Annotated in this window: 20 protein-coding genes; 12 read left to right on the top strand and 8 right to left on the bottom strand. The window is 66.4% G+C overall.

Going from position 1 to position 24377, the window contains the following annotated elements:
- Positions 1–130 precede the first annotated feature (130 nt).
- Positions 131–2281 (top strand): primosomal protein N', encoded by a 2151-nt coding sequence (locus tag WMN78_RS17705; RefSeq protein WP_340535299.1) that lies wholly within the window; start codon positions 131–133, stop codon positions 2279–2281.
- A gap of 23 nt (positions 2282–2304) precedes the next feature.
- Here WMN78_RS17705 and WMN78_RS17700 read toward each other — a convergent pair whose 3' ends face one another.
- The 4 genes from WMN78_RS17700 to WMN78_RS17685 all read right to left on the bottom strand — a co-directional run bounded on the left by WMN78_RS17700 (position 2305) and on the right by WMN78_RS17685 (position 6226).
- Positions 2305–3381, bottom strand: coding sequence for a glycosyltransferase family 1 protein (locus WMN78_RS17700; RefSeq protein ID WP_340535046.1), 1077 nt, complete (start codon positions 3379–3381; stop codon positions 2305–2307).
- Positions 3378–4307, bottom strand: coding sequence for an alpha/beta hydrolase (locus WMN78_RS17695; RefSeq protein WP_340535045.1), 930 nt, complete (start codon positions 4305–4307; stop codon positions 3378–3380). The genes WMN78_RS17700 and WMN78_RS17695 overlap by 4 nt, the downstream gene beginning before the upstream one ends.
- Positions 4308–4318: 11 nt before the next feature.
- Positions 4319–5194 (bottom strand): aldo/keto reductase, encoded by an 876-nt coding sequence (locus WMN78_RS17690; RefSeq protein WP_340535044.1) that lies wholly within the window; start codon positions 5192–5194, stop codon positions 4319–4321.
- A gap of 69 nt (positions 5195–5263) precedes the next feature.
- Positions 5264–6226 carry a sugar-binding transcriptional regulator gene (locus tag WMN78_RS17685; RefSeq protein WP_340535043.1) on the bottom strand — a complete coding sequence of 321 codons (963 nt, stop codon included), beginning with the start codon at positions 6224–6226 and terminating at the stop codon, positions 5264–5266.
- Positions 6227–6350: 124 nt separating this feature from the next.
- On the opposite strand from WMN78_RS17685, the gene WMN78_RS17680 reads away from it, so the two are divergent.
- The 6 genes from WMN78_RS17680 to WMN78_RS17655 all read left to right on the top strand — a co-directional run bounded on the left by WMN78_RS17680 (position 6351) and on the right by WMN78_RS17655 (position 14865).
- Positions 6351–8153, top strand: coding sequence for a glycerol-3-phosphate dehydrogenase/oxidase (locus tag WMN78_RS17680; protein WP_340535042.1), 1803 nt, complete (start codon positions 6351–6353; stop codon positions 8151–8153).
- Between the two features lie 160 nt (positions 8154–8313).
- Positions 8314–9063, top strand: a complete 750-nt coding sequence (locus WMN78_RS17675; RefSeq protein ID WP_340535041.1) for an MIP/aquaporin family protein — start codon at positions 8314–8316, stop codon at positions 9061–9063.
- A gap of 61 nt (positions 9064–9124) precedes the next feature.
- Positions 9125–10639, top strand: coding sequence for a glycerol kinase GlpK (gene glpK / locus WMN78_RS17670; protein ID WP_340535040.1), 1515 nt, complete (start codon positions 9125–9127; stop codon positions 10637–10639).
- A 364-nt stretch (positions 10640–11003) separates the two neighbouring features.
- A complete protein-coding gene (gene leuS / locus WMN78_RS17665) occupies positions 11004–13535 on the top strand; it encodes a leucine--tRNA ligase (protein WP_340535038.1) in 2532 nt (843 codons plus the stop codon).
- A gap of 68 nt (positions 13536–13603) precedes the next feature.
- Complete coding sequence (locus WMN78_RS17660) at positions 13604–14620, top strand: DegV family protein (protein ID WP_340535037.1); 1017 nt, start codon at positions 13604–13606, stop codon at positions 14618–14620.
- A 59-nt stretch (positions 14621–14679) separates the two neighbouring features.
- Positions 14680–14865 carry a hypothetical protein gene (locus tag WMN78_RS17655; RefSeq protein WP_305941166.1) on the top strand — a complete coding sequence of 62 codons (186 nt, stop codon included), beginning with the start codon at positions 14680–14682 and terminating at the stop codon, positions 14863–14865.
- Between the two features lie 19 nt (positions 14866–14884).
- Here WMN78_RS17655 and WMN78_RS17650 read toward each other — a convergent pair whose 3' ends face one another.
- Positions 14885–15340: a hypothetical protein gene (locus tag WMN78_RS17650; RefSeq protein WP_340535036.1), complete on the bottom strand. Its 456-nt coding sequence runs from the start codon at positions 15338–15340 to the stop codon at positions 14885–14887.
- Positions 15341–15554: 214 nt separating this feature from the next.
- On the opposite strand from WMN78_RS17650, the gene WMN78_RS17645 reads away from it, so the two are divergent.
- Genes WMN78_RS17645 through holA form a run of 3 tightly spaced genes read left to right on the top strand, consistent with a single transcriptional unit; the run spans position 15555 to position 19463 of the window.
- Positions 15555–16514: a ComEA family DNA-binding protein gene (locus WMN78_RS17645; protein WP_340535035.1), complete on the top strand. Its 960-nt coding sequence runs from the start codon at positions 15555–15557 to the stop codon at positions 16512–16514.
- A gap of 1 nt (position 16515) precedes the next feature.
- Positions 16516–18513 (top strand): ComEC/Rec2 family competence protein, encoded by a 1998-nt coding sequence (locus tag WMN78_RS17640; protein ID WP_340535034.1) that lies wholly within the window; start codon positions 16516–16518, stop codon positions 18511–18513.
- A complete protein-coding gene (gene holA / locus WMN78_RS17635; protein ID WP_340535033.1) occupies positions 18447–19463 on the top strand; it encodes a DNA polymerase III subunit delta in 1017 nt (338 codons plus the stop codon). The genes WMN78_RS17640 and holA overlap by 67 nt, the downstream gene beginning before the upstream one ends.
- An 84-nt stretch (positions 19464–19547) precedes the next feature.
- Here the strand turns inward: holA and rpsT are convergent, their stop codons facing one another.
- Positions 19548–19808, bottom strand: a complete 261-nt coding sequence (rpsT, locus tag WMN78_RS17630) for a 30S ribosomal protein S20 (RefSeq protein ID WP_011692086.1) — start codon at positions 19806–19808, stop codon at positions 19548–19550.
- 188 nt (positions 19809–19996) lie between these two features.
- Complete coding sequence (locus tag WMN78_RS17625; RefSeq protein ID WP_340535032.1) at positions 19997–20563, bottom strand: type II toxin-antitoxin system PemK/MazF family toxin; 567 nt, start codon at positions 20561–20563, stop codon at positions 19997–19999.
- A 179-nt stretch (positions 20564–20742) separates the two neighbouring features.
- On the opposite strand from WMN78_RS17625, the gene lepA reads away from it, so the two are divergent.
- Positions 20743–22596, top strand: coding sequence for a translation elongation factor 4 (gene lepA / locus WMN78_RS17620; RefSeq protein ID WP_340535031.1), 1854 nt, complete (start codon positions 20743–20745; stop codon positions 22594–22596).
- 36 nt (positions 22597–22632) lie between these two features.
- The gene (gene hemW / locus WMN78_RS17615; protein ID WP_340535030.1) at positions 22633–23862 is read left to right on the top strand and encodes a radical SAM family heme chaperone HemW; all 1230 of its coding nucleotides are present in this window, start codon (positions 22633–22635) and stop codon (positions 23860–23862) included.
- A gap of 34 nt (positions 23863–23896) precedes the next feature.
- Here the strand turns inward: hemW and WMN78_RS17610 are convergent, their stop codons facing one another.
- A complete protein-coding gene (locus tag WMN78_RS17610) occupies positions 23897–24316 on the bottom strand; it encodes a DUF4870 domain-containing protein (RefSeq protein WP_340535029.1) in 420 nt (139 codons plus the stop codon).
- Between the last annotated feature and the right edge of the window lie 61 nt (positions 24317–24377).

Genomic DNA, 24377 nt, shown 5'->3' with positions numbered 1-24377 from the left:
CGTGTTTGGCTGTAGCAGGGCCCCCGTCCGGGCGGCCCTGCTACAGTGCTTTCCGGCTGAGGGCGCTTCATTCATCGCAACGGAACCATTGGCGCCACAACTGGCAGGATGCTGAACGGAGGTTGGTCCCATCGCTTCCTTTCCCGGCGACGCATCGGCAACCGAAGAGCCGCTCCAGCTGTCCCTGCTCCAGGGCTTCCCGGCCGGCCGCCCGCAAAGTCCTGGCGGTCCCGCTCTCGCATCGTGGCTGCCCGTCGCCCGGGTGCTCATCGAGTCCTCGCTGCCGCACCTGGACAGGCCCTTTGACTACAGCGTGCCCGCGGCGTTCGACGACGCCGCGCAGCCGGGTGTGCGCGTCAAGGTCAAATTCAACGGACAGGAACTCAGCGGCTACATCCTGGACCGGATAGCCGAATCCGACGCCGGGCACATGCTCGTGCCGCTCCACAAGGTGGTTTCGCCCGTCCAGGTCCTCACTCCGGAACTGGCCGAACTCGCCGGCAGAGTTGCCGCCCGGTATGCCGGCACCATCAGCGACGTGCTGCGCGTGGCCATTCCGCCGCGGGTTGCCCGGCTCGAGAAGGAACTGGCCGCAGAAGGCACGCTCTCCGCAAGCCCTGCCGCGTCCGGCGCCGCAGCGGACCCGGGACCCGAAGCGGCCCGGGACCAGGCACCCGGGAACTGGTCCCGCTACGTCAGCGGAACGGCATTCCTCCAGCACCTTGAGTCCGGCGAGTCGCCGCGGGCGGTATTGAGCGCACTGCAGGGCTTCGGACCATCCGGCTGGCCCGCGCTCATCGCCGAAGCCGTGGCGGGCGTCCGCGCCTCGGGCCGGGGTGCCGTGGTGGTGGTTCCGGACTACCGTGACCTGGACCGCGTCGAGGAGGCGCTGGCCGTCCTCCTTCCCCGGGAAGATATCGCCAGGCTGACCGCTGACGACGGTCCGACGCCCCGCTACCGCAACTATCTGCGCGTGCTCACCGGCAGCGCCGGGGTGGCGGTCGGTACCCGTTCGGCGGCCTATGCTCCCGTGCACAACCTGGGCCTTGTGGTGTGCTGGGACGACGGCGACGACCTCCACATCGAACAGCGGTCGCCCTACGCCCATACTCGCGAAATCCTGCTCCTGCGGGCGGAACAGGAACGTGCGGCGTGCCTTATGGCCGCACACACACGCAGCACCGAACTCGAGCGGCTGGTGGAGGCGGGCTGGGCCCGGCCGGTGGAAGCCGACCGGCAGGAAGTCCGCAACACCGTGCCGCGCGTCGTGAATACGGCGGACAGCTTCGAACAGGAACGCGACCCCCTCGCGCGGATCGCCAGGCTGCCCGGCGCGGCCTGGCGTGCCGCGAAGGAAGGCCTGGAGCGCGGTCCGGTCCTGGTCCAGGTGGCCCGGTCCGGCTATGCGCCGTCGCTGGTCTGCGATTCCTGCCGGGAACCGGCCCGGTGCACTGCCTGCAGCGGACCCCTTGCTGTTGCCGGTGCCGCCGGCAGCTCAGCCGTGCCGCAGTGCCGCTGGTGTTCCGCTTCCGCGCCGGAGTGGCGTTGCAGCCACTGCAGCAGCCCCAGGCTGCGCCGTTCCGCCACCGGCGTGCTGCGCACCGCGGAGGAACTGGGCCGGGCGTTTCCCGGCAAACCTGTGGTCACTTCGTCAGGGGACCACGTCAAAGCCGCGGTCCCGGACACAAAGTCCCTCGTAGTGGCGACGGTTGGAGCGGAGCCGGTGGCAGCGGGGGGGTATGCCGCGGCGTTGCTCCTGGATGGAGATTCATTGCTGCGCCGCGAAAACCTCCGGGCGGGGGAGGACGCCGTCCGGCGCTGGTTCAACGCCGCAGCGCTCGTCAAGCCTGCCCGCGAGGGCGGGCTGGTTGTGATCACCGCCGATGACACCGCCGGCGTCGGCGCGCTGCTTCGCTGGGATGCCGGAGGATACGCCCGGCGTGAGCTTGCACTGCGGCAGGAGCTCCAGCTGCCCCCGGCAGTCAGGATCGCCTCCGTAACCGGCGGCCGGACCGCCGTCGTGCACTTTTCCGAGGCCATAGAGCAGCAGCTGGCGAGGCAGGGCATCAACCTTCGCACGGCCGGGCCGGCGCCCCTGGTGCTGCAGGACGCACGGGCGCCCCGACGGGAGGCGGGCGAGGACGTCCGGACCCTGCTGTTCATTCCGTACGCCCAGGCGGCCGAGGCGACGCGGGTGATGCGGGCGGTCAAGGCGGCGGCGGCAGCGCGGCGCAGCGACGATCCCGTCCAGCTGAGGCTCGACGGAGTGGACGTCCTGTAGCAGGGGACCGTAGCGGCCCGGCCTCAGCGCCGGTTGATCGCGGCGGCTTCCCCGGCCAACTGCACCAGCTGCCGGGCGGAGTGGTCCCAGCTGAATTCCGCAGCCCGTTCCACGGAACGGCGGGACAGCGCCTTCCACACTTCGGGCTCCTCCAGCCTCCGGACCGCTTCGGCGAACTCCGACGGGGAATCCGGATGGACGTAACTCACGGCGTCGTGCCCCACTTCACGGAAAATCGGGATGTCGCTGGCGATGACGGGCGTGCCGTGGGACATCGCCTCCACGAGCGGCAGTCCGTAACCCTCCGCGCGCGAAAGGCTGATCAGTGCCGTTGTCCGCGCCAGGAGTTCCTCATACTCTGCGTCAGTCACGCCGTTGTGGAACACGACGTCGGCACCCGGCGGCACCAGGGCCTCGAGCTCCGCCCGGCGCTGGGGCGTGATGCGGCTGAGGAGGTGGAGCGTCATGTCGGGCAGTCCGGCCATCCCGCGCACCATGGTTTCCACGTTCTTGTATGGCATGAACGAGCCCATGTAGAGAAGGGTCCGGTCCGCGCCGGCGCCGGGATCGCGCGGCGTATGGCCGTGCTGCGGGGCGTTCCCCACAATCCGGACCGGCCGCCGGGTGAGGCGGTGCTTTGCGATCAGGGCCTCTGTGGTGTGGCTGATGGTGGCCACCACGTCCGCCCGGTTCAGGAGCATCCGCTGCGGCCAGTACGCCTTGTGGTACAGGCGCCAGAGCACGCGGACCGGCGCCGGCAGGAAGCCCGGCGGGGCAGGGTGCTCGTAGTAGATGAGGTCGTGAAGTGTGAGCACCAGGCCGTATTTCCGGCCGAACGTCCCCATGGTCTGCATCGGGCAGACCACAACGTCGGCGCCCAGCTTGTTGACTTTGGCAGCCACGAACAGTTCCGCGGGCGAGAGCGGGCTGTTGATCAGCGTGTAGGGCACGTCCGGGAGCAGGGCCAGCTGCCTCGGGTCGCTGATGAGCATCGAGACGTCGGCAATTTTGGCCGTTGCCGCGATCAGGCTGGCGCCATACCTGCTGATGCCGTCGTGGTGGTCCAGGCGGGTGAAGCGGGCGTCAATAATGATTTTCACGCGGGATGGTCCTTCAGGAAGCGTCTGATGTAGCCGGCGGCGGGTTCGGGTGTCTCGTAGTGGATGAGGTGCCCCACGCCGGGAATGACCTCCAGGGTGCCGTCCGGCAGCAGAGCCTTCAGCTTGTGTTGGTCCGGAAGCATCGCGATCTCGTCCTTCTCGCCGGCTACCAGAAGTACCGGCAGTGACAGGAGCGGGGCAACGTCGGATACGTTGCTCCCGACGGATGCCTTGAAGGATTCAAGCAGGCTGTCCCTGTTGGCGAACGCGGAGAAGTACGCGTTGTGCTGCCCGTGGATGAAGCGCAGGAGCTGCTTGTCCCTGGTCTTGGCCATGGCCATGCTCATGACCCTTACGATGAGCCGGCTGCGGAGGAGGTAAAGGCCCATTGCGCGGGGGAGCCTGGCGGAGGCCTCGTAGTAGAGGACAGCCAGCTTGGTCATGACCCCCTTGGGCCCCTCCAGTGCCGGCGCGGCGATGGGGTTGATGAGGATGAGCGGGAACACCGCCCCGGGGTTCGCCGCCACGAAATGGCTGGCAATGATGGATCCGAAGGAGTGTCCCAGCAGCACCGTGTCAGGACCGAGGCCCAGGGCTGCCATGAAGTCGCTGATGAACTGCCCGTACCGCCTGACGCTGTGTTCGCCGTCCGTAAACGCGTCCGAACTGCCGAAACCGGGCAGGTCCGGCATGATGAGGCGCATGTCGGGGAGCTGGTCCGCGACCCGGAGCAGGCCGTGGTGGTCACCGCGGAAGCCGTGGATCACCAGGACGGTCCTCGTCTCAGCCGTCACGCTGACCGGTTCGTAGACCCAGTAGTCCACGTTACAGCCGTGCAGGTCCACGCTGGCGGCCCGCGTCCTGTCGTCGAGTTGCCCGCTGAAGAGGGGCGGAGCCTGCGCCGGTCCGGTGTCCACTTTTTCCATGGTGTTGAATCCTAGTTGACGCTGTCCGGGTGGGAGCCTGTCCGCTGGCCGCGTTCCAGTGCGGCCAGTGCGGCCATGTCATGGTCGTTCAGCGCGAAGCCGAAGACGTCCAGGTTTTCGCGGATCCGGGCGTAGGAGCTTGCTTTCGGGATCACCACGTTGCCCAGCTGCACGTGCCAGCGCAGGATGATCTGGGCGGCAGTCCGGCGGTACGCGGCCGCCATCTCAAGGACCACGGGATCCTCCAGCACCTTGCCCCGGCCCAGGGGACTCCAGGCCTCGGTGCGGATCCCGAGCCGGGCGTGCAGCTGGCGGAGTTCCTCCTGCTGCAGCCAGGGGTGGAGCTCGATCTGGTTCACGGCGGGGACCACTTCGGCGGTCTCCAGCAGGTGCTCCAGATGGGCAGGCTGGAAGTTGGACACGCCAATTGCGCGGATTTTGCCCTCGCGGTAGAGGGTTTCCATGGCCCGGTAGCTTTCAGTAAAAAGTCCGCGGCGGGCACATGGCCAGTGGATGAGGTAGAGGTCAACGTACTCCATTCCCAGGTTGGACATGGAAGTGTCGAATGCCCGCATCGTTGCGTCGTAGCCATGGTCCTCGTTCCACACCTTCGTGGTGACGAAGAGGTCCTCGCGGGAGAGCGATGGTGCCGCCTCGCCGGAGCCTCCTGCCGTACCGCCTCCGGCAAAGCCGGCGAGCCCCCCGATGGCCTTGCCTACGCCGGTTTCATTCCCGTACATGGCGGCCGTATCGAAGTGGCGGTAACCGGCCTCGAGCGCCATGGTCACCAGGCCGGCAGCGTCAGCCGGGGGAACTTTATAGAGCCCGAAGCCCAATTGGTCGATCAGCACACCGTTATTAAGGCTCAGCCGGGGCGAATTTTTCATAGCACTGACTCTACCGACTCGGCGCGGCCATCCTCCCCTGGACAAGCCGGGCGTGGCTGGCGGCAGGCGTCAGGACAGCCCGTCGATACTCACCAGGCGCCGGGCGGTCGCTTCATCCAGGATCAGGTCCGTGGCAAGCCCAGCAGCCAGGGCGCCGCGCAGCCCGTTAATTTTCGAAGCCCCGGAAACGACGCAGATGCGCCGCCGGACCTGCCGCAACTGTGCCAGCGCAGGGCCGGTGGACCTTTCGTTGAGCGTGATGCCGTCAGAGGACCCGTCGCCCCGGAAAAACACCGTGGCCACGTCCCCCACCACGTCCGAGTTGGCAAGGATGTTGAGGTCGCTTTCATCGAGGTAGCCGCCCGCATAGACGTGGCTCGGGTAGTCGGCATCCACAGATCCCACGCCGAAGATGGCAATGCTCATGCGCGACTGCAGTTCAAGGATGCGCTGAACACTGCGTTCATTCCACATGGCCGTCTTGGTGGCGGCGTGGTCGAAGAAGGCGGGAACGGGAAACTGTTCAACGCGTGCACCATAAGCGCTGCCGAACCTGCGCATGATGTCGCTCGCGTAGGTAATGCCGGTGGTCTGCATGTTGCCGGCGCCGTTGAGCTGGACGATCACGCTGTCATGCGTGATCTTCCGTGTGAGGTGCCGGCTGACAGCGCTGAGCGTGGAGCCCCAGGCGACCCCGATGATGGCGTTGGAGTCGACAAGCGGGCCGATGGTCCTTGCAGCCTGCATGGCCACCCTGTCAAGGGTCTCCGCCTCATTCAGTGTGTCCACCACCGGAACCACGTGGACATCCACCCGGTATTGGGCCCTGATCATGTTCTCCAGTTCCGGACCGGTGTCCAGCGGATTGCGGATCTGGATCTGGACCAGCCCGGTCTCCCGGGCAGCCGAAAGAAGCCGTGAAACCGTGGATCTTGAGGTCCTGAGCTCCCTGGCTATGGCGTCCATCGTCAGGTCCTGGAGGTAATACAGTTGTGCAGCCCTGAGGGCTTCTGAGTGGCGTGAGCGCGGCATTCGGCTTCCGTTCTGCACGTTTGTGCATAGTGCTTGACTCCATTTTCCATTACTCCAAACAATAGTGTTGAACGGCGCCGCGCTGTGAGGCGCGCCGCACAGGACCAAACCCAAAGGAGCAGATTTGGGAACCAACGATTCATCAGGCCATCCGGCCTCCAGCAGCCAGCGGTCATCAGTGCAGGGCCTGCGCAAGCGGCCCCGCGCGCAAGTCCTGATCATCGGCGGCGGGATCAACGGAGTCGGCACGTTCCGCGACCTTGCACTACAGGGCGTCGACGTTGCGCTCGTTGAACGGGGGGATTACTGCCAGGGGGCCAGCGGTGCATCGTCGCACATGATCCACGGCGGAATCCGGTACCTGGAGAACGGTGAGTTCCGGCTGGTCCAGGAGTCCGTCGTCGAACGCAACAGGCTCCTGCGCATCGCTCCCCACTACGTCAAACCGCTCCAGACCACCATCCCCATCTTCAGCACCTTCTCCGGCGTGCTGTCCGCGCCGCTGCGGTTCCTGACCCACAAGCAGCAGGGCAAACCGAAAGAACGCGGTGCCTTCCTGATCAAGCTTGGCCTGAGTATGTACGACTTCTTCTCACGCGACGGCGGGACGGTTCCGCGCCACCAGTTCCGCGGCCGGAAGCGCGCCCTGGCGGAGCTGCCGCGCCTGCACCCGGGCATCAAATACGCGGCAACCTATTTCGATGCCTCGGTCCACAACCCCGAGCGCCTTACCCTCGATGTACTCCAGGACGGCGAGAAGGCCGGCGCCAGCGGCGACAGCGACGCACGGGCCAGCAACTACCTCTCGCTCCTCTCCATGGGCGGCGCGGCAGGGAATTCGACGAGCCCGACCGGCGGCAGCACAGTCAAGCTGCGCGACGAGCTCACCGGAGAGGTCTTCGACTTCACGGCGGACGTTATCGTGAACACCACCGGCGCATGGGTGGACCTGACCAACCAGGCCATGGGCGCCGCGTCCGCCTTCATGGGCGGCACCAAGGGCTCGCACATCGTGCTGGACCACCCTGAGCTCCTCGAAGCCTGCAACGGCCGTGAAATCTTCTTTGAACACACCGACGGCCGGATTGTCCTCATCTATCCGATGGGAGACCGCGTCCTTGTGGGCACCACCGACGTGGACGCGGACATGGCCGAGGATGCCGTCTGCACCGACGCCGAGATCGACTACTTCTTCGACCTGATCGGCCACGTCTTCCCGGACGTCACCGTGAACCGGGACCAGATCGTCTACACCTTCGCCGGCGTCCGCCCGCTGCCGAAGCACGACGCCACCCAGCCCGGTTTCGTCAGCCGGGACTACCGGATCGAACGAAGGGCCGGCGGGCAGGAAACCGCAGCGGGCGGCAGCGGCGCCGTCGTACTCAGTTTGGTGGGCGGCAAATGGACGACTTTCCGGGCGCTGGCCGAGCACCTCACGAATGACGTACTCAAGGAACTGGGCCTGGAGCGGAAGATTTCGACGGCGAAACTCGCCATCGGCGGCGGCGCCGGATTCCCGGACACCGACGCGGGAATCCAGCAGTGGATCAAGGCGCATATGTCCGCCGGCCGCGACGCCGACCGGATCTCCGGACTGCTGACCCGCTACGGAACCCGCGCCGAAGAGGTCCTGCGGTACCTCGACGCCGGACCGGACCGGCTCCTGCACTCCACCCGGGAACTCAGCGTCCGCGAACTGGAGTTCATGGCACGGAACGAACAGGTGGGACACCTCGTCGACGTTTTGATCCGGCGCACCTCCCTGGCCTTCCGAGGGCTGGTGACCGGCGAGCTCCTCAACGAGGTGGCGGACGTCCTCGCTGGTCCGCTGGGCTGGGACACCGCCGCCAAAACAGCCGAAATCCGCTATGCCCAGGAGGTGCTTGAACGCTTCCACGGCGTCCAGGTCCACAGCCTGGTCGCTTAGAAAGCTTGCGTGCCCGGGCGGCGATGCCCGGGCGCAAGGGCTGCGCGGTTCCGCTGGAGGAGCACCCGGCGCAGCAGCCGGCCGGCATCGCAACAACGATGCCGGCCCCACAGCCCCTCAAATTCCCAGGGGCTGACAACAGAAAATAGAGGAGTCAAAGATGTCTCTTGGAATTGTTTTCCTTTCCGAAGTATTCGGAACCGCAATGCTTACCCTGCTGGGTTGCGGCGTTGTGGCAAACGTCGCGCTCAAAGGCACCAAGGGCAACAACGGCGGATTCTTGATGGTCACGTGGGGGTGGGGCATCGCTGTGTTCGCCGGCGTCTACGTCGCCGCCAGGTCCGGCGCGCACCTCAACCCGGCCGTGACCCTTGGCCTGCTGGTCAACGGAAAGGCGGAGTATGCTCCCGGCGTCAGCGTCGACTTCGCATCCACGCTGACCTACTTCGGCGGTGAATTCCTGGGCGCGTTCCTGGGCGCCGTGGTCATGTGGCTGGCCCACAAGCAGCACTTTGACGCCGAACCGGAACCCGCCAGCAAGCTCGCCGTGTTCTCCACCGGCCCCGCCATCCGCTCCACCCCCTGGAACCTGATCACCGAGATCATCGGCACGTTCGTGCTCGTCTTCGTCATCCTGACATTCGGCGGCACCCCCTCCGGCCTGGGCCCGCTCGCCGTGGCCCTGCTGGTTGTCGGCATCGGCGTGTCCCTCGGCGGACCCACCGGCTACGCCATCAACCCCGCCCGTGACCTTGGCCCGCGCATCGCGCACGCACTGCTCCCCATCAAGGGCAAGGGCTCCAGCGACTGGAGCTACTCCTGGATCCCGGTTGTCGGGCCGCTGGTAGGCGGCGGCCTGGCCGGCGCCGTGGCAGCGGTGGTCCCGATCATCGCCGCGGCAGCTTCCTGATCACTCCTGCGGACCAACAAAACCCCACCAAGCCCTTCAGACAACAGACAAGGACGTCAACATGAACCAGTACGTAATCGCCATCGACCAGGGCACCACCAGCACGCGCGCCATCGTCTTCGACCACAGCGGCAGCATCGTCTCCTCCGGCCAGATGGAACACGAGCAGATTTTTCCGCAGGCCGGCTGGGTGGAACACGACCCCGCCGAAATCTGGAACAACACCCGCGAGGTCATTGCCTCCGCACTGTCCAAGGCGAACCTGACCCGGCACGACATCGCCGCCGTCGGCATCACCAACCAGCGCGAAACGGCCGTGGTGTGGGACAAGACCACCGGTGAGGCCGTCTACAACGCCATTGTCTGGCAGGACACCCGGACCCAGGACATCGTGGATGAACTGGCCAAAGACGGCGGGCCGGAGCGCTTCAAGCAGAAGGTGGGCCTGCCGCTGGCCACGTACTTCTCCGGCACCAAGATCAAGTGGATCCTGGACAACGTCGAAGGTGCCCGCGCCAAGGCCGAAGCCGGCGACCTCGTCTTCGGCAACACGGACTGCTGGGTGCTGTGGAACCTCACCGGCGGAGTGGACGGCGGCGTGCACGTCACCGACGTCACCAACGCCTCGCGGACCATGTTCATGGACCTGGACACACTCTCCTGGGACCAGGAGATCCTGGATGCCTTCGGCGTTCCCGCTTCAATGATGCCGGCCATCAAGTCCTCCTCCGAGGTCTACGGCACTGTCCACACCTCACAACTGCTCCGCGAAACGCCGGTTGCCGGTATCCTGGGCGACCAGCAGGCGGCAACGTTCGGCCAGGCGGCGTTTGACGCCGGCGAGGCCAAGAACACCTACGGCACGGGCTGCTTCCTGATCTTCAACACCGGCGAGGAAATCGTCCACTCCAAGAACGGCCTGCTGACCACCGTGGGCTACAAGCTGGGAGACGCCGCCCCGCACTACGCGCTGGAAGGTTCCATCGCCGTCACCGGATCCCTCATCCAGTGGCTGCGGGACAACCTCGGCCTCATCAGCAGCGCCCCGGAAGTGGAGACGCTGGCCGCGGCGGTCAAGGACAACGGCGGCGTCTACATCGTGCCGGCGTTCTCCGGACTGTTCGCACCCTACTGGCGGTCCGACGCCCGCGGCGCCATCGTGGGCCTGACCCGCTTCGTCAACCGGAACCACATTGCCCGTGCGGCGCTGGAGGCTACCGCCTTCCAGACCCGTGAGGTGCTTGACGCCGTGAACGCGGACTCCGGTGTTCCGCTGACGGAGTTGAAGGTCGACGGCGGCATGGTCGCCAACGACGCCCTGATGCAGTTCCAGGCGGACATCCTGGGCGTTCCGGTGATCCGTCCGAAGGTTGTGGAAACCACGGCCCTCGGTGCCGCCTACGCCGCCGGGCTGGCCGTCGGCTTCTGGAAGGACCTGGGGGAGTGCTCGGCCAACTGGTCCGAGGACAAGCGCTGGGAACCGCAGATGGACGAGGCCGAGCGGGACCGCCAGATGCGCCTGTGGAAGAAGGCCGTCACGAAGTCCATGGACTGGGTCGACGAGGACGTGAAGTAGGCGTGAGTTGAAATGAGAGAGGGGCCGGTGACTCCCGCCCGCCCGCTTCGCGGTGCCCACCACACCATGGCGGGGAGTCACCGGCCCCTCTCTTCGCGCACCTGCCTACTTCAGCCGCTCGTGGCGACTTACGTTTAGCGGGCGCTGGAGGTGCGCTAAAGTAGTTCTATGCGTGCGATCCTTCTGCTTAGCTAGCCGCCCGGTATCCCGACCAAATACGGATTGCCGAGCGGCCGCCCCTCCATGTCGAGGGGCTTTTGTGTGTCTGGGGTTATCTCCCGGCCGCAAGCAGGGGGTCAGGGGCCGGGGCGGGACAGGACGCCGGGGCCGTACGAAAAGCGGTACAGAACAGAAGAGGGCAGCAGTGAGCGTTCAGCCGGAGACAGAGACCGGAACAGCAGCAGTCGCGACGGAAGGCCCTGAGGAGGGCACCTACAGCTTCGCCGCGATGGAGGCCAAATGGCCGCAGGTGTGGGAAGACCTCAAGGTGTTCACGCCGGTCGATGATGGCTCGCGCGAGCGCCGCTACGTCCTCGACATGTTCCCTTACCCCTCAGGCGACCTGCACATGGGTCACGCCGAAGCTTTCGCCATGGGTGACGTCGTCGCGCGCTACCTGCGCCAGAAGGGCTTCGACGTCCTGCACCCGATCGGCTGGGACTCGTTCGGCCTGCCGGCGGAGAACGCCGCCATCAAGCGCAATGCACACCCCAGCGAGTGGACCTACGCCAACATCGACACCCAGGCGGCGTCCTTCAAGCGCTACGCCATCTCGGCGGACTGGTCGCGGCGCCTGCACACGTCGGATCCCGAGTACTACCGCTGGACCCAGTGGCTGTTCAAGCGCTTCTACGAGCGCGGCCTGGCGTACCGCAAGGATTCACCGGTCAACTGGTGCCCCAAGGACCAGACCGTGCTGGCCAACGAACAGGTGGTCAACGGTGCGTGCGAACGCTGCGGCACCGCCGTGACCAAGAAGTCCCTGAACCAGTGGTACTTCAAGATCACCGAATACGCCGACCGCCTGCTGGACGACATGGACGAACTGCGCGGCCACTGGCCCGAGCGGGTCCTGGCGATGCAGAAGAACTGGATCGGCCGGTCCGAAGGTGCCCACGTCAACTTCGTCATTGAAGCCGACGGCGGCAAGCCCGCCAAGGATGTCACGGTCTTCACCACCCGTCCTGACACGCTGTACGGCGCCACGTTCTTCGTGGTCGCGGCCGACGCGCCGCTGGCCGTTGAACTGGTGACCGAGGCCCACGCTGCCGACCTGGATGCCTACCGCGAGCAGGTCAAGGCATTGTCCGAGATCGAACGTCAGTCCACGGAGCGCGAGAAGACCGGCGTGTTCACCGGCCGGTACGCCGTCAACCCGCTGAACGGTGAGAAGCTGCCGGTCTGGGCCGCTGACTACGTGCTGGCAGACTACGGTACGGGCGCCATCATGGCTGTTCCTGCCCACGACCAGCGCGACCTCGACTTCGCCAAGACGTTCGACCTGCCTGTCCGTGCAGTGCTGGACACCGGCGAGGACGACCCCGCCGTGACGGGAACGGCCACCGCGGGCGAGGGCACGCTGATCAACTCCGGCAGCCTGGACGGGCTGCCCAAGTCCGAAGCCATTCCGGCAGCGATCGCCATGCTGGAAAAGCAGGGCACGGGCGAGAAGTTCGTCAACTTCCGCCTGCGTGACTGGCTGCTCAGCCGCCAGCGCTTCTGGGGCACGCCCATCCCGATCATCCACTGCCCTGCCTGCGGTGAGGTTCCTGTACCTGACGAGCAGCTGCCCGTCACCCTGCCGGCCGACCTGCGCGGCGAAGACCTGTCCCCGAAGGGCACCTCCCCGCTGGCCGCTGTCGAGGCCTGGGTCAACGTTGAGTGCCCCAACTGCCACGGTCCCGCAAAGCGCGACACTGACACCATGGACACGTTTGTCGACTCGTCCTGGTACTTCCTGCGGTTCGTTTCCCCGCAGTACACCGGGGGCCCCTTCGATCCTGAGAAGATCAACGACTGGATGCCCGTTGGCCAGTATGTGGGCGGCGTGGAGCATGCCATCCTGCACCTGCTGTACGCGCGGTTCTTCACCAAGGTCATCCACGACCTGGGCATGATCGACGCCGATGAGCCATTCAGCGCCCTGCTCAACCAGGGCCAGGTCCTCAACGGGGGCAAGGCCATGAGCAAGTCCCTGGGCAACGGTGTTGACCTCGGCGAGCAGCTGGACAAGTTCGGCGTGGACGCCGTGCGCCTCACCATGATCTTCGCCTCCCCGCCGGAGGACGACGTCGACTGGGCGGACGTTTCACCGTCGGGCTCTGCGAAGTTCCTGGCCCGGGCCTGGCGCCTGGCACAGGACGTCACCAGCACGCCCGGCACGGACCCCGCCGAGGGAGACCGCGCCCTGCGGTCCGTCACGCACCGCACCATCGCCGACGCCGCCGCGCTCCTGGACAGCAACAAGTTCAACGTGGTGGTGGCCAAACTGATGGAGCTGGTCAATGCGACCCGCAAGACCATAGATGCAGCTTCAGGGGCAGGCGGGGCGGATCCGGCGGTCCGCGAAGCCGTGGAAGCCGTGGCCGTCATCCTGAGCCTGTTTGCGCCCTACACAGCCGAGGACATGTGGAACGTTCTGGGGCACCCCGCCTCCGTCGCCAATGCCGGCTGGCCCGCCCACGACGAAGCGCTTCTGGTACAGGAAACAGTGACTGCCGTGGTCCAGGTCCAGGGCAAGGTCCGTGACCGCCTCGAGGTTTCCCCGGAGATCGGCGAGGACGAACTGCGGGAACTGGCCCTCAAGTCGGAGAACGTCCAGCGCGCCCTCGACGGGCGGGGTATCCGCACGGTCATCGTGCGTGCCCCTAAACTGGTCAACATCGTCTCGGCGTAGCCGGGGCACCGGCCGCCGGTATTGCCGGCGGCCGGCCATGAGGTTCGACCGGACAGCAGGGGGACGCCGTGAACGACCGTGAGCCGCCCGGCTGGCCGTGGCTGAAGGAACGGCTGATCCGCCTGCGGCAGTCTTCCCGAACGGGAGCTGCATCGGGATCCGCGCCCGAAGCAGTGGAGGCGGCCGCCGTCGTGCGTACCGCGGTGGTCACCGATTCCGCCGCCGCCCTTCCTGCCGACTGGGTCAGGGACTTCGCCGCCGACGGGCGGCTTACCGTGGTTCCCATGCCCGTGATGGTGGGGCCGGAGATCTACGGCGAAGGCGAAGACGACATCACCGAGACCATTGCGGTGGCGCTGGCCACGGGCACGCCGGTCAAGACGTCACGCCCGTCGCCCGGCCAGTTCGAGCAGGCGTATCTTGCGGCGCAGCGCCACGGCTTCGAAGCGGTGGTCTCCGTGCATATCTCCGGAGCACTCTCCGGCACTGCCGACTCCGCCAGGCTCGCCGCGTCCCGCGTGAACATCCCCGTGGAAGTGGTCGACTCGAAAACGGTGGGCATGGCGCTGGGCATGGGCGTGCAGAGTGCAGTGATCGCGGCTGCCGACGGCCGGGCAGCAGCTGAAGTGCGCGCCTTCGCCGAAGAACGGCTGACCCGCACCAAAGTGTATTTCTATGTCCCCAGCCTGGAACAGCTGCGCCGCGGTGGCCGGATCGGAGCGGCCGCGTCCCTCTGGGGCACGATGTTTGCCATCAAGCCGATCCTCGCCGTGGAGGACGGGAAGATCGTTCCGCTGGAGAAGGTCAGGTCGGCCATACGGGCCGTTGCACGGCTCGAGGAAATCGTGGTTGCCGATGCCGCGGGACGGTCGTCCGGCCAGGCCCGCCTGGCGGTCCACCATTTCGGCAACCCCGGGGAAGCCGCCGAGCTGGCGGACAGGCTTGCGGCCTCGCTCCCGGACGTGCCCCCGGCGCAGATCAGTTCGCTTCCGGCCGTCCTCGCCGCCCACGCGGGACTGGGGGTCCTCGCCGTGATCGTGGGGGAGAGCAGCACGCCGCAGAAGGAACCCGCTCTGGCCCAATAGCGGCGCCGGTAGTACAGTCTCCCCACCGAGCAAGCTCTCCGCCGAGCAAGGAGGCTCCCATGACAATGCAGGTGCACCACGTGGCGCAGTTCGACAAGGACGTGTCGGAGGAAGTGACCAACTGGCTGAAGTATCTCAAAGGCCAGGTAACCAGCGTCCAGTTCCTCACCACCACGGTTCCCGACCCGAAGGCCCCGGACTCCTGGCGTGTCCAGTACGAGGCCTACATCACCTACCAGAAGTAGCCTTCCTATACCAACCGGCTCAGGGGCTGCAGGTCACCGTGTCGCGGTTGTAGAGGCTTTTCTCGAGGACGCTGATGCTGTCCGACACAACGGTGCAGGTGGCGCCGTCCGGGAAGGAATAGACGCTGGTTGCGCCGGTCTTGATGACATTCGGATCGAAGGACCAGGGACTTTCGTAGTAGGAAAACACGCTGACGAACTTGTGCGTGTTGTCCACGGTGATTGTTTCGCCGTCCGGGGAAGTCTGGGTGGCGCTGACCTGGCCGCTTCCCTGGAAGACGGCGACTCCGCTGGGCGTCCGGACCTCGATGTGGCGTTCCGAGCCCGTCTGGCAGAACGTCCAGCCGGAGACCTCATCCGTGATGCACGAGGAGGTTTCGGTGAACTGCGTACCGTCGCTGCTTGCGGCGCCTGCCGGCACCGCCCCGGCCGCAAACACCAGCACCAGACCCACTCCGCAACCGGAAAAGAGCAAAGACTTTTTCGACACTATGACCGCCCCCATCGCTCAGACCTGCCCCCGATTTTCGGAGGCCGGGCAAAATCGTAAACCTGAGCCGCCGTCGGGTCAATATCTCCAGTGAATGGCGAAAAGCCCTATTCGCGATCGGGAGGTGTGGCGCGCTGCGCTTTCCACATACGGCCGTTCCCACTGTCTGTTCCGGGATTGTTCTCCTAGCGTGGGCTGTATGTCACGCCGGAACGCGGAAGCGGGAGCACCTGCCGCGGCCACCCGTGCACGGCGGCGCCTGACTGCTTCCCTTGGCCCGGCCGGCGCCGGTGATGACGGAACTGCGCCGGAGACCGGGAACGCAGGGTTGACGGGACTCCTGCAGCACGTCGCCGGAACTCCCGACAGTCAGACCTTCACGTACGACGGCGGTGCGCGGCCGGCATCCGGAGGCATCGACACGTCCGCCGCTACCGGGACGCCGGCGCCGGCGAATATCAGGTGGCGTACCGGACTCCGGGTTGCGGTAGTGCTGGGCATTCTCAGTCTCCTGCTGGGCGGATGGTTCTGGTGGGACGTTGCAGTCAGCCGTCCCCACGTGGTGCCTCTCAGCGATGTCAGCAGTCCGGACGCGCGCGGGCAGCCGGAAGGAGATGCTGGTGCCGGACCCGCGGAGGCCGGCGGCCCGCAACGTGGAGGGCAGGCCTCGAATGCCACATCCGGCGCCAAAATCGTGGTCCATGTTGCGGGGGCGGTGAACAGGGCAGGTGTTGTGGAACTGCCGCCGGGCAGCCGGATCCACGAGGCGATCGCCGCGGCGGGTGGCAGCGGCCCCGGGGCGGACCTCAACCGCCTGAACCTGGCCGCTGTGCTGACTGACGGCCAGAAGATTTACGTTCCGCAGATTGGCGATCCGGCAGATGCCCCCGGGACAGCAGCCGGCGAAACCGGGGCCGGCGACGGCGGGTCCGGAGCAGGATCCGGCGAACCGGGAGCGGACGGCGCGAAAATCGACCTGAACTCGGCGTCCGCAGAGGAACTGGGCGCTCTGCCACGCGTGGGTCCCGTCCTGGCCCAGCGCATCGTGGACTGGCGCAAGGAACATGGGAGGTTCAGTTCCGTTGAAGAACTGGACGCCGTGGACGGCGTTGGGCCCAAGATGCTGGAAGCGCTGCTGCCCCTAGTGCGGATCTCCTGAGATGGGCAGGCCCAGTCCCTGGCAGCGCTTCGTCGACGCAGCCGTCCGGGGTGAGCGGGACGCCGTCCGGGGTGAGCGGGACGCCGCCAACCCGCTGCTGCCGCAGGCTACGCAAGACTCGGTGGCTGCACCACAAACAGGATCGGCTGTCCGCGCCGCCGGGATCAGGGATATCCTGCCGCGGACATCGGCAGGACTGCGCGGCAGGCTTGCCGCACTCCTGCTTCCCGGGCCCGGGGAAAGGGCAGGGGGCACAAGGCAAGTTACTGCGTCCGGAACCGGCGACAGGCCGCGGCGCCGGACCGACCTACGGTTGGCGCCTCCCGCCCTCCTCGCCTGGGCGGCGGCCGTCGCGGGCGTCTGGCTGCCGCTCCCGGCGCTCAGCGTCCTGATCGGGGGACTGCTCCTGGCGGCCGCCGTGCTGCTTGTGGCGATCCGCCGTGGACGCCGCCGCGTCCCCGGGACTGGGAAAGTAGCCCGCAGTTTCCTGGCCACCCTGACTGGTGCCCTGCTGCTGGCGGCAGCCGTCGCGTCCCACTCGGCGATTGCCGCATCGCAGAAACATGACGGGCCTGTGGCCGATGCCGTTACGGCCGGGGCTGCCGTGGTGGTTGAGGCGGAGATCGCCGGGCCGCCGCGCCAGCTCAAGGTTCCCGGCCGCGCGGGGTCGGACCGGTGGGCAGTCCAGGCCACGGCGTTCGGGATCATTGCCAAGGGCGCCTTCATCAGGGGAGATGCCCGCCTGCTGATAGTGGGCGGAGCAGAGTGGCAGCACGTGGTCCCCGGCGAGCGGATCCGGACGACTGGGAAGCTGAGGCCGGCCGAAGACGGCCAAACGCAGGCGGGCACCCTGGCCGCCACCACGGGCCCGGTCACCACGGTTGCCGCTTCGGTGTTGCAGGAGGGGCCCGGAGCCCTGCGAAAAGGTTTCGCGGCGGCTGCGGAATGGATCGGCGGGGATGCCCGCGGCCTGCTGCCCGGTATGGTCACGGGTGACACGAGCTTCCTTGATGAACAGCTCGAGAGTGCCATGAAAACCGTGGGAATGACCCACTTGACGGCTGTCAGCGGGGCAAACTGCAGCCTCATCCTGGGGGCCCTCCTGCTCGCGGCCAGAACGTTTCGCCTCCCCAGAGCTCCTGCTGCCGCAGTTGCCCTCGGCGGCCTGGCACTGTTCGTCCTGATGGTGGGTCCGGACGCGAGTGTCCTCCGCGCAGCGCTCATGGGAGCGATCGGACTGGTGTCCCTGTCCGGTGGCCGGACCGGACGCGGACTCAGTTTCCTCAGCCTCGCGGTGATCGGTCTCCTCGTGGCAGATCCGGCGCTCGGGACCAGCTTCAGCTTCCTGCTGTCCGTTCTGGCAACGCTCGGCATCGTGGTGGCCGGGCCGCGGATGATGGAATGGCTGCCACCCGTTGTCCCGCGCTGGCTGGCCGCCGGCCTTGCCGTCCCGCTGTCCGCACAGCTTTTTTGCGGGCCGGTGATAGTCCTGCTGCAGCCGCAGTTTTCGTCTTACGCGCTACTTGCAAACATGGTGGCGGCACCCTTGGTGGCACCGGTGACCACCCTCGGTACCGCCGCCGTCCCGGTGGTGCCACTTGCCCCGGGCTTGGCTACCGTTCCCATCGCATTTGCGGGTGTCTGCTCGGCCGGAGTCGCTGCCGTTGCCAGGTTCTTCGCTGCCTTGCCCGGTGCAGCCCTGCCGTGGCCGGAGGGGCCGTTCGGCGCGGCCACCATGGCGTCATTCTCGGCCTGCATCGTGCTGATGCTCTGGGCCATTCTGCACCCCCGTGCGGTGTGGCGGCTGGTCCTGGCTTTGCATCAAAAGACCAGCGATCTGCTGGAGCTGTGGCTGCCATCCGCCGGCTTGGACGAGCGCCGCGGCCGTGGGAGTCTTAGAGGTATTAATCCGATGTCCGGGAGGAACCAAGAGTGGCCGCTGCGCAAAAAGCACGATCCAAGCCGGCGACGTCGGCGACGGCCACGTGGCGCGATGTGACCCCCGCCCTTGTGGTGCTGATCGGCGGGCCCGAAGAGTATCTCGGCATCCGCGCGATGGACCGCATCAGGTCACAGGTCCGGGAAGCCCACCCCGATGTTGAAATCACCAGGCTCAACGCGGGAAGCTACGAGCCCGGCTCCCTCGCCATGAACGTCAGCCCGTCGCTGTTCGGCGAATCCAAGCTGATCGAGGTGGAGTCCGCGGAAGCCATGAATGACGCGTTCCTGGCAGATGCCCTCAAATACCTGGCAAACCCCGAACCGGACGCCGTCCTGGTGGTCCGCCACGGGGGTGGCGTCCGGGGCAAGAAACTGCTCGATGCCATCAAGTCGGCCGGCTGGCCGGTGGTCGATTGCCAGCCGTTGAAGAAGGACGCCGACAAGTCAGCGTTCGTTACAGCGGAATTCCGCGCGGCCTCCCGCCGGATCGAGCCGGAAGCCGTCCATGCGCTGGTCAATGCGGTGGGTGCCAACCTCTCGGAACTCGCCGCGGCATGCAGCCAGCTCATCGCGGACGCTGCCACAGCTGTTGATACGGACATGGTGGACCGCTACTACGGCGGACGGATCGAGGCGACGGCCTTCAAAGTCGCCGACGCCGCGTTGGCAGGCAACGCCCCGCTGGCGCTCTCCACGCTGCGGCACGCCCTTGCAACGGGCGCGGACCCTGTTCCGCTGGTGGCTGCCCTGGCCGCCAAACTCCGTACGGTCGCGAAAGTTGCCGGTGCGCAGGGTTCTTCGGCCCAGATCGCGCGGCAACTGGGCATGCAGCCGTGGCTGGTGGAACAGGCACAGCGGGACGTCCGCCGCTGGACGCCGGACGGCCTGGTCCGCTCGATCCAGGTGACTGCCGAAGCGGACGCTCAGGTCAAGGGCCTGTCCCGTGATCCGGTGTACGCGGTGGAGCACGCTGTCACCGTGATCGCCACGTCGGTCCGCCGCAACTAGTTCTGAGCCGGCCTTAAATGGATGTGGCCGGCACCCCGTCAGGGGTGCCGGCCACGATCATCAGTTCAGTTGAACTGGAAAACCTTAGAGTGCGTTGACCTTCTTGGAGATCGCCGACTTGCGGTTTGCAGCGTTGTTCTTGTGAAGAACGCCCTTGCTGACAGCCTTATCCAGCTTACGGCTTGCAGCAACCAGCGCAGCAGCAGCGGCATCCTTGTCGGTGGACTCAACGGCGGTGTTGACGGCGCGGATGGCCGTCTTCAGCTCGGACTTGACTGCGTTGTTACGCAGGCGAGCCTTCTCGTTGGTGAGGATGCGCTTCTTCTGGGACTTGATATTAGCCACGTGTGAACTCTCTTTTTAATGCGGAAATGGTCTAGAGGGCTTTCAGATTGGCCATTGACTGAGCGGCGTGGGGATACCTATGGCGGCCAACCATCAGTGGCCGTCGACCTGCACGGACACACAGCTGTCAATAATAGCAGACGCGCTGCAATGCCGGTGTTCTCCTGCCGCTTTCGGTGAGACGATCCCTATTTCCAGCCGTTGAGCTCGCGGAGGGCCGTCGAGACGCTGTCGAAGCGCTGCCGGTCCAGGACGGCGCCTTCCCGGCGGATGTCATCCGGGCTGATCTGGACGATGCGGTCCAGCTTGGCTTCGCTGGGACGCCGCTGCCGGTCCCAGCTGCCCGTGCCGATCTCCACGTAGCTCTCGTCATCACGGCGGTCCTGGTCGTGGTCCTTGCTGGTGAGCATCAGCCCCAGCAGATAGCGCCCGCGGCTTCCGATCAGGAGCACCGGCCGGTCCTTGCCCCGGGAGTGGTCCTCTTCATACGGGACCCACGTCCACACAACTTCGCCCGGTTCCGGTTTGCCGTTGGGGGAGGGGGCGTACTTGATAGTCGCGGTGCCCGTGAAGTCACCCGGGTATTTACCGCTGATGCCGGCGACGGCGTCGCGCGGCGGTGTGGACCGGGAGGGTGTTGTGCGGGCAGGCGTTGGGCGGGTTTCCGTGCGTGGGGCAGGTGCTGCAGGGCGCCCGTCCAGAAGGCGCAAGGCGGTGCGGACAGCCCTGCCGAGGGAGCGGAGGTTAAAAGCCATCCTGCAACGATACTGTGCCGCCGGACGCCGCCGGGGGGCATTCCCTCGGACCGGTCGTGCTAACAATGCACTGTGTGGCGGCTGGACGTGGGACACTAGAAGTCCATGTGCGGCCGGTCGCGCGATGGCCTTGGCCATCTTGAGCACAGCCGCGGAAATGCCAACAGTAAGGACCCTGCGTGTCTCCCATGGCCCGCACCGCCCCGGTGCCCGCCGCAACAGATCCGGCCATCATCCGGAACTTCTGCATCATTGCGCACATTGACCACGGCAAGTCCACGCTGGCCGACCGCATGCTGCAGTACACCGGCGTCGTTCAGTCCCGCGACATGAAGGCCCAGTATCTGGACCGCATGGACATCGAACGTGAGCGTGGCATCACCATCAAGTCCCAGGCTGTCCGCATGCCCTGGGAAGTTGAGGGCACCAGCTACGCGCTGAACATGATCGACACTCCCGGGCACGTCGACTTCACCTATGAGGTCTCCCGCTCGCTCGCGGCCTGCGAGGGTGCTGTGCTGCTTGTTGACGCGGCGCAGGGCATCGAGGCGCAGACCCTGGCCAACCTGTACCTGGCGATGGAGAACAACCTCACCATCATTCCGGTCCTGAATAAGATCGACCTCCCCGCTGCCCAGCCCGAGAAGTACGCGGAGGAACTCGCCAGCCTGATCGGCGGAGACCCCGATGAAGTGCTGCGTGTGTCCGGCAAGACGGGCATGGGAGTCGAGGTCCTGCTGGACAAGATCGTCCGCGACCTGCCGGCCCCCGTGGGTGACCCGAACGCCCCCGCCCGCGCCATGATCTTCGACTCGGTCTACGACACCTACCGCGGGGTTGTCACGTACGTCCGCGTGGTCGACGGCATGCTGCACCCTCGCGAACGCATCCAGATGATGTCCACCCGCGCCACTCACGAACTCCTTGAGATCGGAGTCAGCTCCCCGGAGCCCACACCGTCCAAGGGCCTCGGCGTCGGCGAAGTGGGCTATCTCATCACGGGCGTGAAGGATGTCCGCCTGTCCAAGGTGGGCGATACCGTCACCAACCTTGCCAAGCCTGCCGCCGAATCCCTCCCGGGGTACGCGGACGCCAAGCCCATGGTCTTCTCCGGGCTGTATCCGCTGGACGGCACGGACTACCCGGTGCTCCGCGATGCGTTGGAGAAGCTGATGCTCAACGACGCCGCGCTGGTGTACGAGCCGGAAACCTCGGCCGCGCTGGGCTTCGGGTTCCGGGTTGGCTTCCTTGGCCTGCTGCACCTGGAAATCACCCGTGAACGCCTCGAACGCGAGTACAAGCTGGACCTGATTTCCACGGCACCCAACGTGGAATATCAGGTGACCCTGGAGGACAAGAAGGTTGTCCACGTCACCAACCCCAGCGAATACCCCACCGGCAAGATCGCCGAGGTCCGGGAACCGATGGTCTCCGCCACCATCCTGGCGCCGAACGAGTTCGTGGGTGCGATCATGGAGCTGTGCCAGAGCCGCCGCGGCGTGATGGGCGGCATGGACTACCTTTCCGAGGACCGGGTGGAAATCCGGTACCGGCTGCCGCTGGCCGAAATCGTTTTCGATTTCTTCGACATCCTCAAGTCCAAGACCCGTGGGTACGGCTCGCTGGACTGGAAGGCCGACGGCGACCAGGTTGCCGACCTTGTGAAGGTTGACATCATGCTCCAGGGCGAACAAGTGGACGCCTTCAGCGCCATCACCCACCGGGACAAGGCCTACGCCTACGGCGTGATGATGACCACCAAGTTGCGTGAGCTCATCCCTCGCCAGCAGTTCGAAGTGCCCATCCAGGCGGCCATCGGATCCCGGATCATAGCCCGTGAAAGCATCCGCGCCATCCGCAAGGACGTCCTGGCCAAGTGCTACGGCGGTGACATCACGCGTAAGCGCAAACTTCTGGAAAAGCAGAAGGAAGGCAAGAAGCGCATGAAGATGGTGGGCCGCGTGGAAGTGCCGCAGGAAGCCTTCATCGCAGCCCTCACCACGGACGAATCCAAGGACAAGGCCAAGAAGTAGTGATGACCGTGGCCGGTACCTCCGAAGGCCGCAGCAATGCCTAGCGTCCTACCCCTGGGTGACCCCGCGCCGTCGGACGGCCTGCTTCCCGGGCAGGCTGCTGACGGCGCTGCCGGGCGGGCATTCGGGCTCTATGTCCACATCCCCTTCTGCGCCGTCCGCTGCGGGTACTGCGACTTCAACACCTACACGGCGACCGAGCTCGGCGGCGGGGCGTCGCAGGATGCCTACGCTTCCACGGCCATCGCCGAGGTAGAGTTCGCCGCCAAGGCGCTGCAGGCCAGCGGGCTGCCGGCCCGGCAGCTCGGCACGGTCTTTTTCGGCGGCGGCACCCCCACACTGCTGCCCGCGGAGGACCTTGCCCGGATCCTCACCGCCGCAATATCGGAATGGGGGCTGGCGCCCGGCGCCGAAGTCACCACGGAAGCCAACCCGGATTCCGTCACCCCGGAGTCGCTGCAGCTGCTGGCTGATGCCGGTTTCACCCGCGTTTCCTTCGGGATGCAGTCTGCTGTCCCGCACGTCCTCAAGGTCCTGGACCGCACCCACACGCCCAGCCGCGTGCCGCAGGTGGTGCAGTGGGCCAGGGACGCCGGCCTTGCCGTCAGCCTCGACCTGATCTACGGCACCCCGGGCGAGTCTCTTGAGGACTGGCGGTACTCGCTCGAAACCGCTTTGTCTTACGGGCCTGACCACATCAGCGCCTACGCGCTGATCGTGGAGGACGGCACCAAACTGGCTGCCCAGATCCGCCGCGGCGAGGTGCCCGGAATCGACGACGACGACCACGCGGCAAAGTACGAACTCGCCGACGAACTCATCACCGCCGCCGGCCTGGCCTGGTACGAGGTCAGCAACTGGGCCCGCACGCCGGAGCAGGCGTGCCGGCACAACCTGGCATACTGGCGCGGAGACGACTGGTGGGGGATCGGCCCCGGAGCTCATTCACACGTCGGCGGAGTCCGCTGGTGGAACGTGAAGCACCCCACCGCCTACGCGGGCAGGCTCGCCGCCGGGGCATCGCCTGCGGCCGGCAGGGAAACGCTCGATGCCGGGACCCGCAACGTTGAGCGCGTGATGCTGGAGGCCAGGCTCAGCAGCGGACTCAAGGTGTCAGAGCTGGAAACGTCCGGGCGGCACGCCGTCGCCGGTCTGATCGCGGATGGCCTGGTGGACCCCGCAGACGCCTTCCGGGGCCGGCTTGTCCTCACGCTGAAGGGACGGCTTCTCGCCGACGCCGTAGTCAGAAGGATCCTGCCCGACTAAGCTGCCGGCCCGGTCAGTTGCGGGATCCGGCCGGTTACTTGATCCAGCGCAGGTTGTAGTCGTAGCGGTGCGGCTGGCCACGGTTTACATGGATCCCGGCTGCCACCGAGAAGCACGTCACGGCGATCCAAATCAGTGTGGCCAGCACCGCGAAAATGTTGCCCACCACGGGCAGCATCACCAGGACGTTGCAGATGACGGCGGCGATCGTGGGAGGCAGGGTGAAGTTCAGGGCTTCCTTGGATTCCTGCGCCGTGAACGGCCCGCGCTCCTTGAAAATAAGGTAGATCAACAGCGACGGGACGCACCCGAGGATGCCGCCGAAGTGGGCGAGGGTTGCCCACTGCCGGTCTTCATTGGCCGTCAGCGGCAGGGCATTGGCGGGGACACCATGATACTGGGGCTGGCCATGGCCGGCCTGATTGTCCCGTTGTTCGCGTGCGTCTTCTGCCACGGTGTCGTCCTTCGGATTGCAGTGGTGCGGTGGATCCCGGAAAAGCAGCGCCGCCACGAAA

This window comes from Arthrobacter oryzae, assembly GCF_037911235.1.
GTDB classification, from domain to species: domain Bacteria; phylum Actinomycetota; class Actinomycetes; order Actinomycetales; family Micrococcaceae; genus Arthrobacter; species Arthrobacter oryzae_E.
The sequence above is the reverse complement of the archived record's forward strand: the minus strand, read 5'-3'. Positions and strand labels throughout refer to the sequence as shown.

Bases quoted from the DNA above. Each gene is read 5' to 3' on its own strand.
- WMN78_RS17695 (WP_340535045.1), bottom strand. From the start codon at position 4,307: ATGGAAAAAGTGGACACCGGACCGGCGCAGGCTCCGCCCCTCTTCAGC.
- WMN78_RS17690 (WP_340535044.1), bottom strand. From the start codon at position 5,194: ATGAAAAATTCGCCCCGGCTGAGCCTTAATAACGGTGTGCTGATCGAC.
- WMN78_RS17685 (WP_340535043.1), bottom strand. From the start codon at position 6,226: ATGCCGCGCTCACGCCACTCAGAAGCCCTCAGGGCTGCACAACTGTAT.
- WMN78_RS17675 (WP_340535041.1), top strand. From the start codon at position 8,314: ATGTCTCTTGGAATTGTTTTCCTTTCCGAAGTATTCGGAACCGCAATG.
- glpK (WP_340535040.1), top strand. From the start codon at position 9,125: ATGAACCAGTACGTAATCGCCATCGACCAGGGCACCACCAGCACGCGC.
- WMN78_RS17655 (WP_305941166.1), top strand. From the start codon at position 14,680: ATGACAATGCAGGTGCACCACGTGGCGCAGTTCGACAAGGACGTGTCG.
- WMN78_RS17645 (WP_340535035.1), top strand. From the start codon at position 15,555: ATGTCACGCCGGAACGCGGAAGCGGGAGCACCTGCCGCGGCCACCCGT.
- WMN78_RS17640 (WP_340535034.1), top strand. From the start codon at position 16,516: ATGGGCAGGCCCAGTCCCTGGCAGCGCTTCGTCGACGCAGCCGTCCGG.
- WMN78_RS17625 (WP_340535032.1), bottom strand. From the start codon at position 20,563: ATGGCTTTTAACCTCCGCTCCCTCGGCAGGGCTGTCCGCACCGCCTTG.
- hemW (WP_340535030.1), top strand. From the start codon at position 22,633: ATGCCTAGCGTCCTACCCCTGGGTGACCCCGCGCCGTCGGACGGCCTG.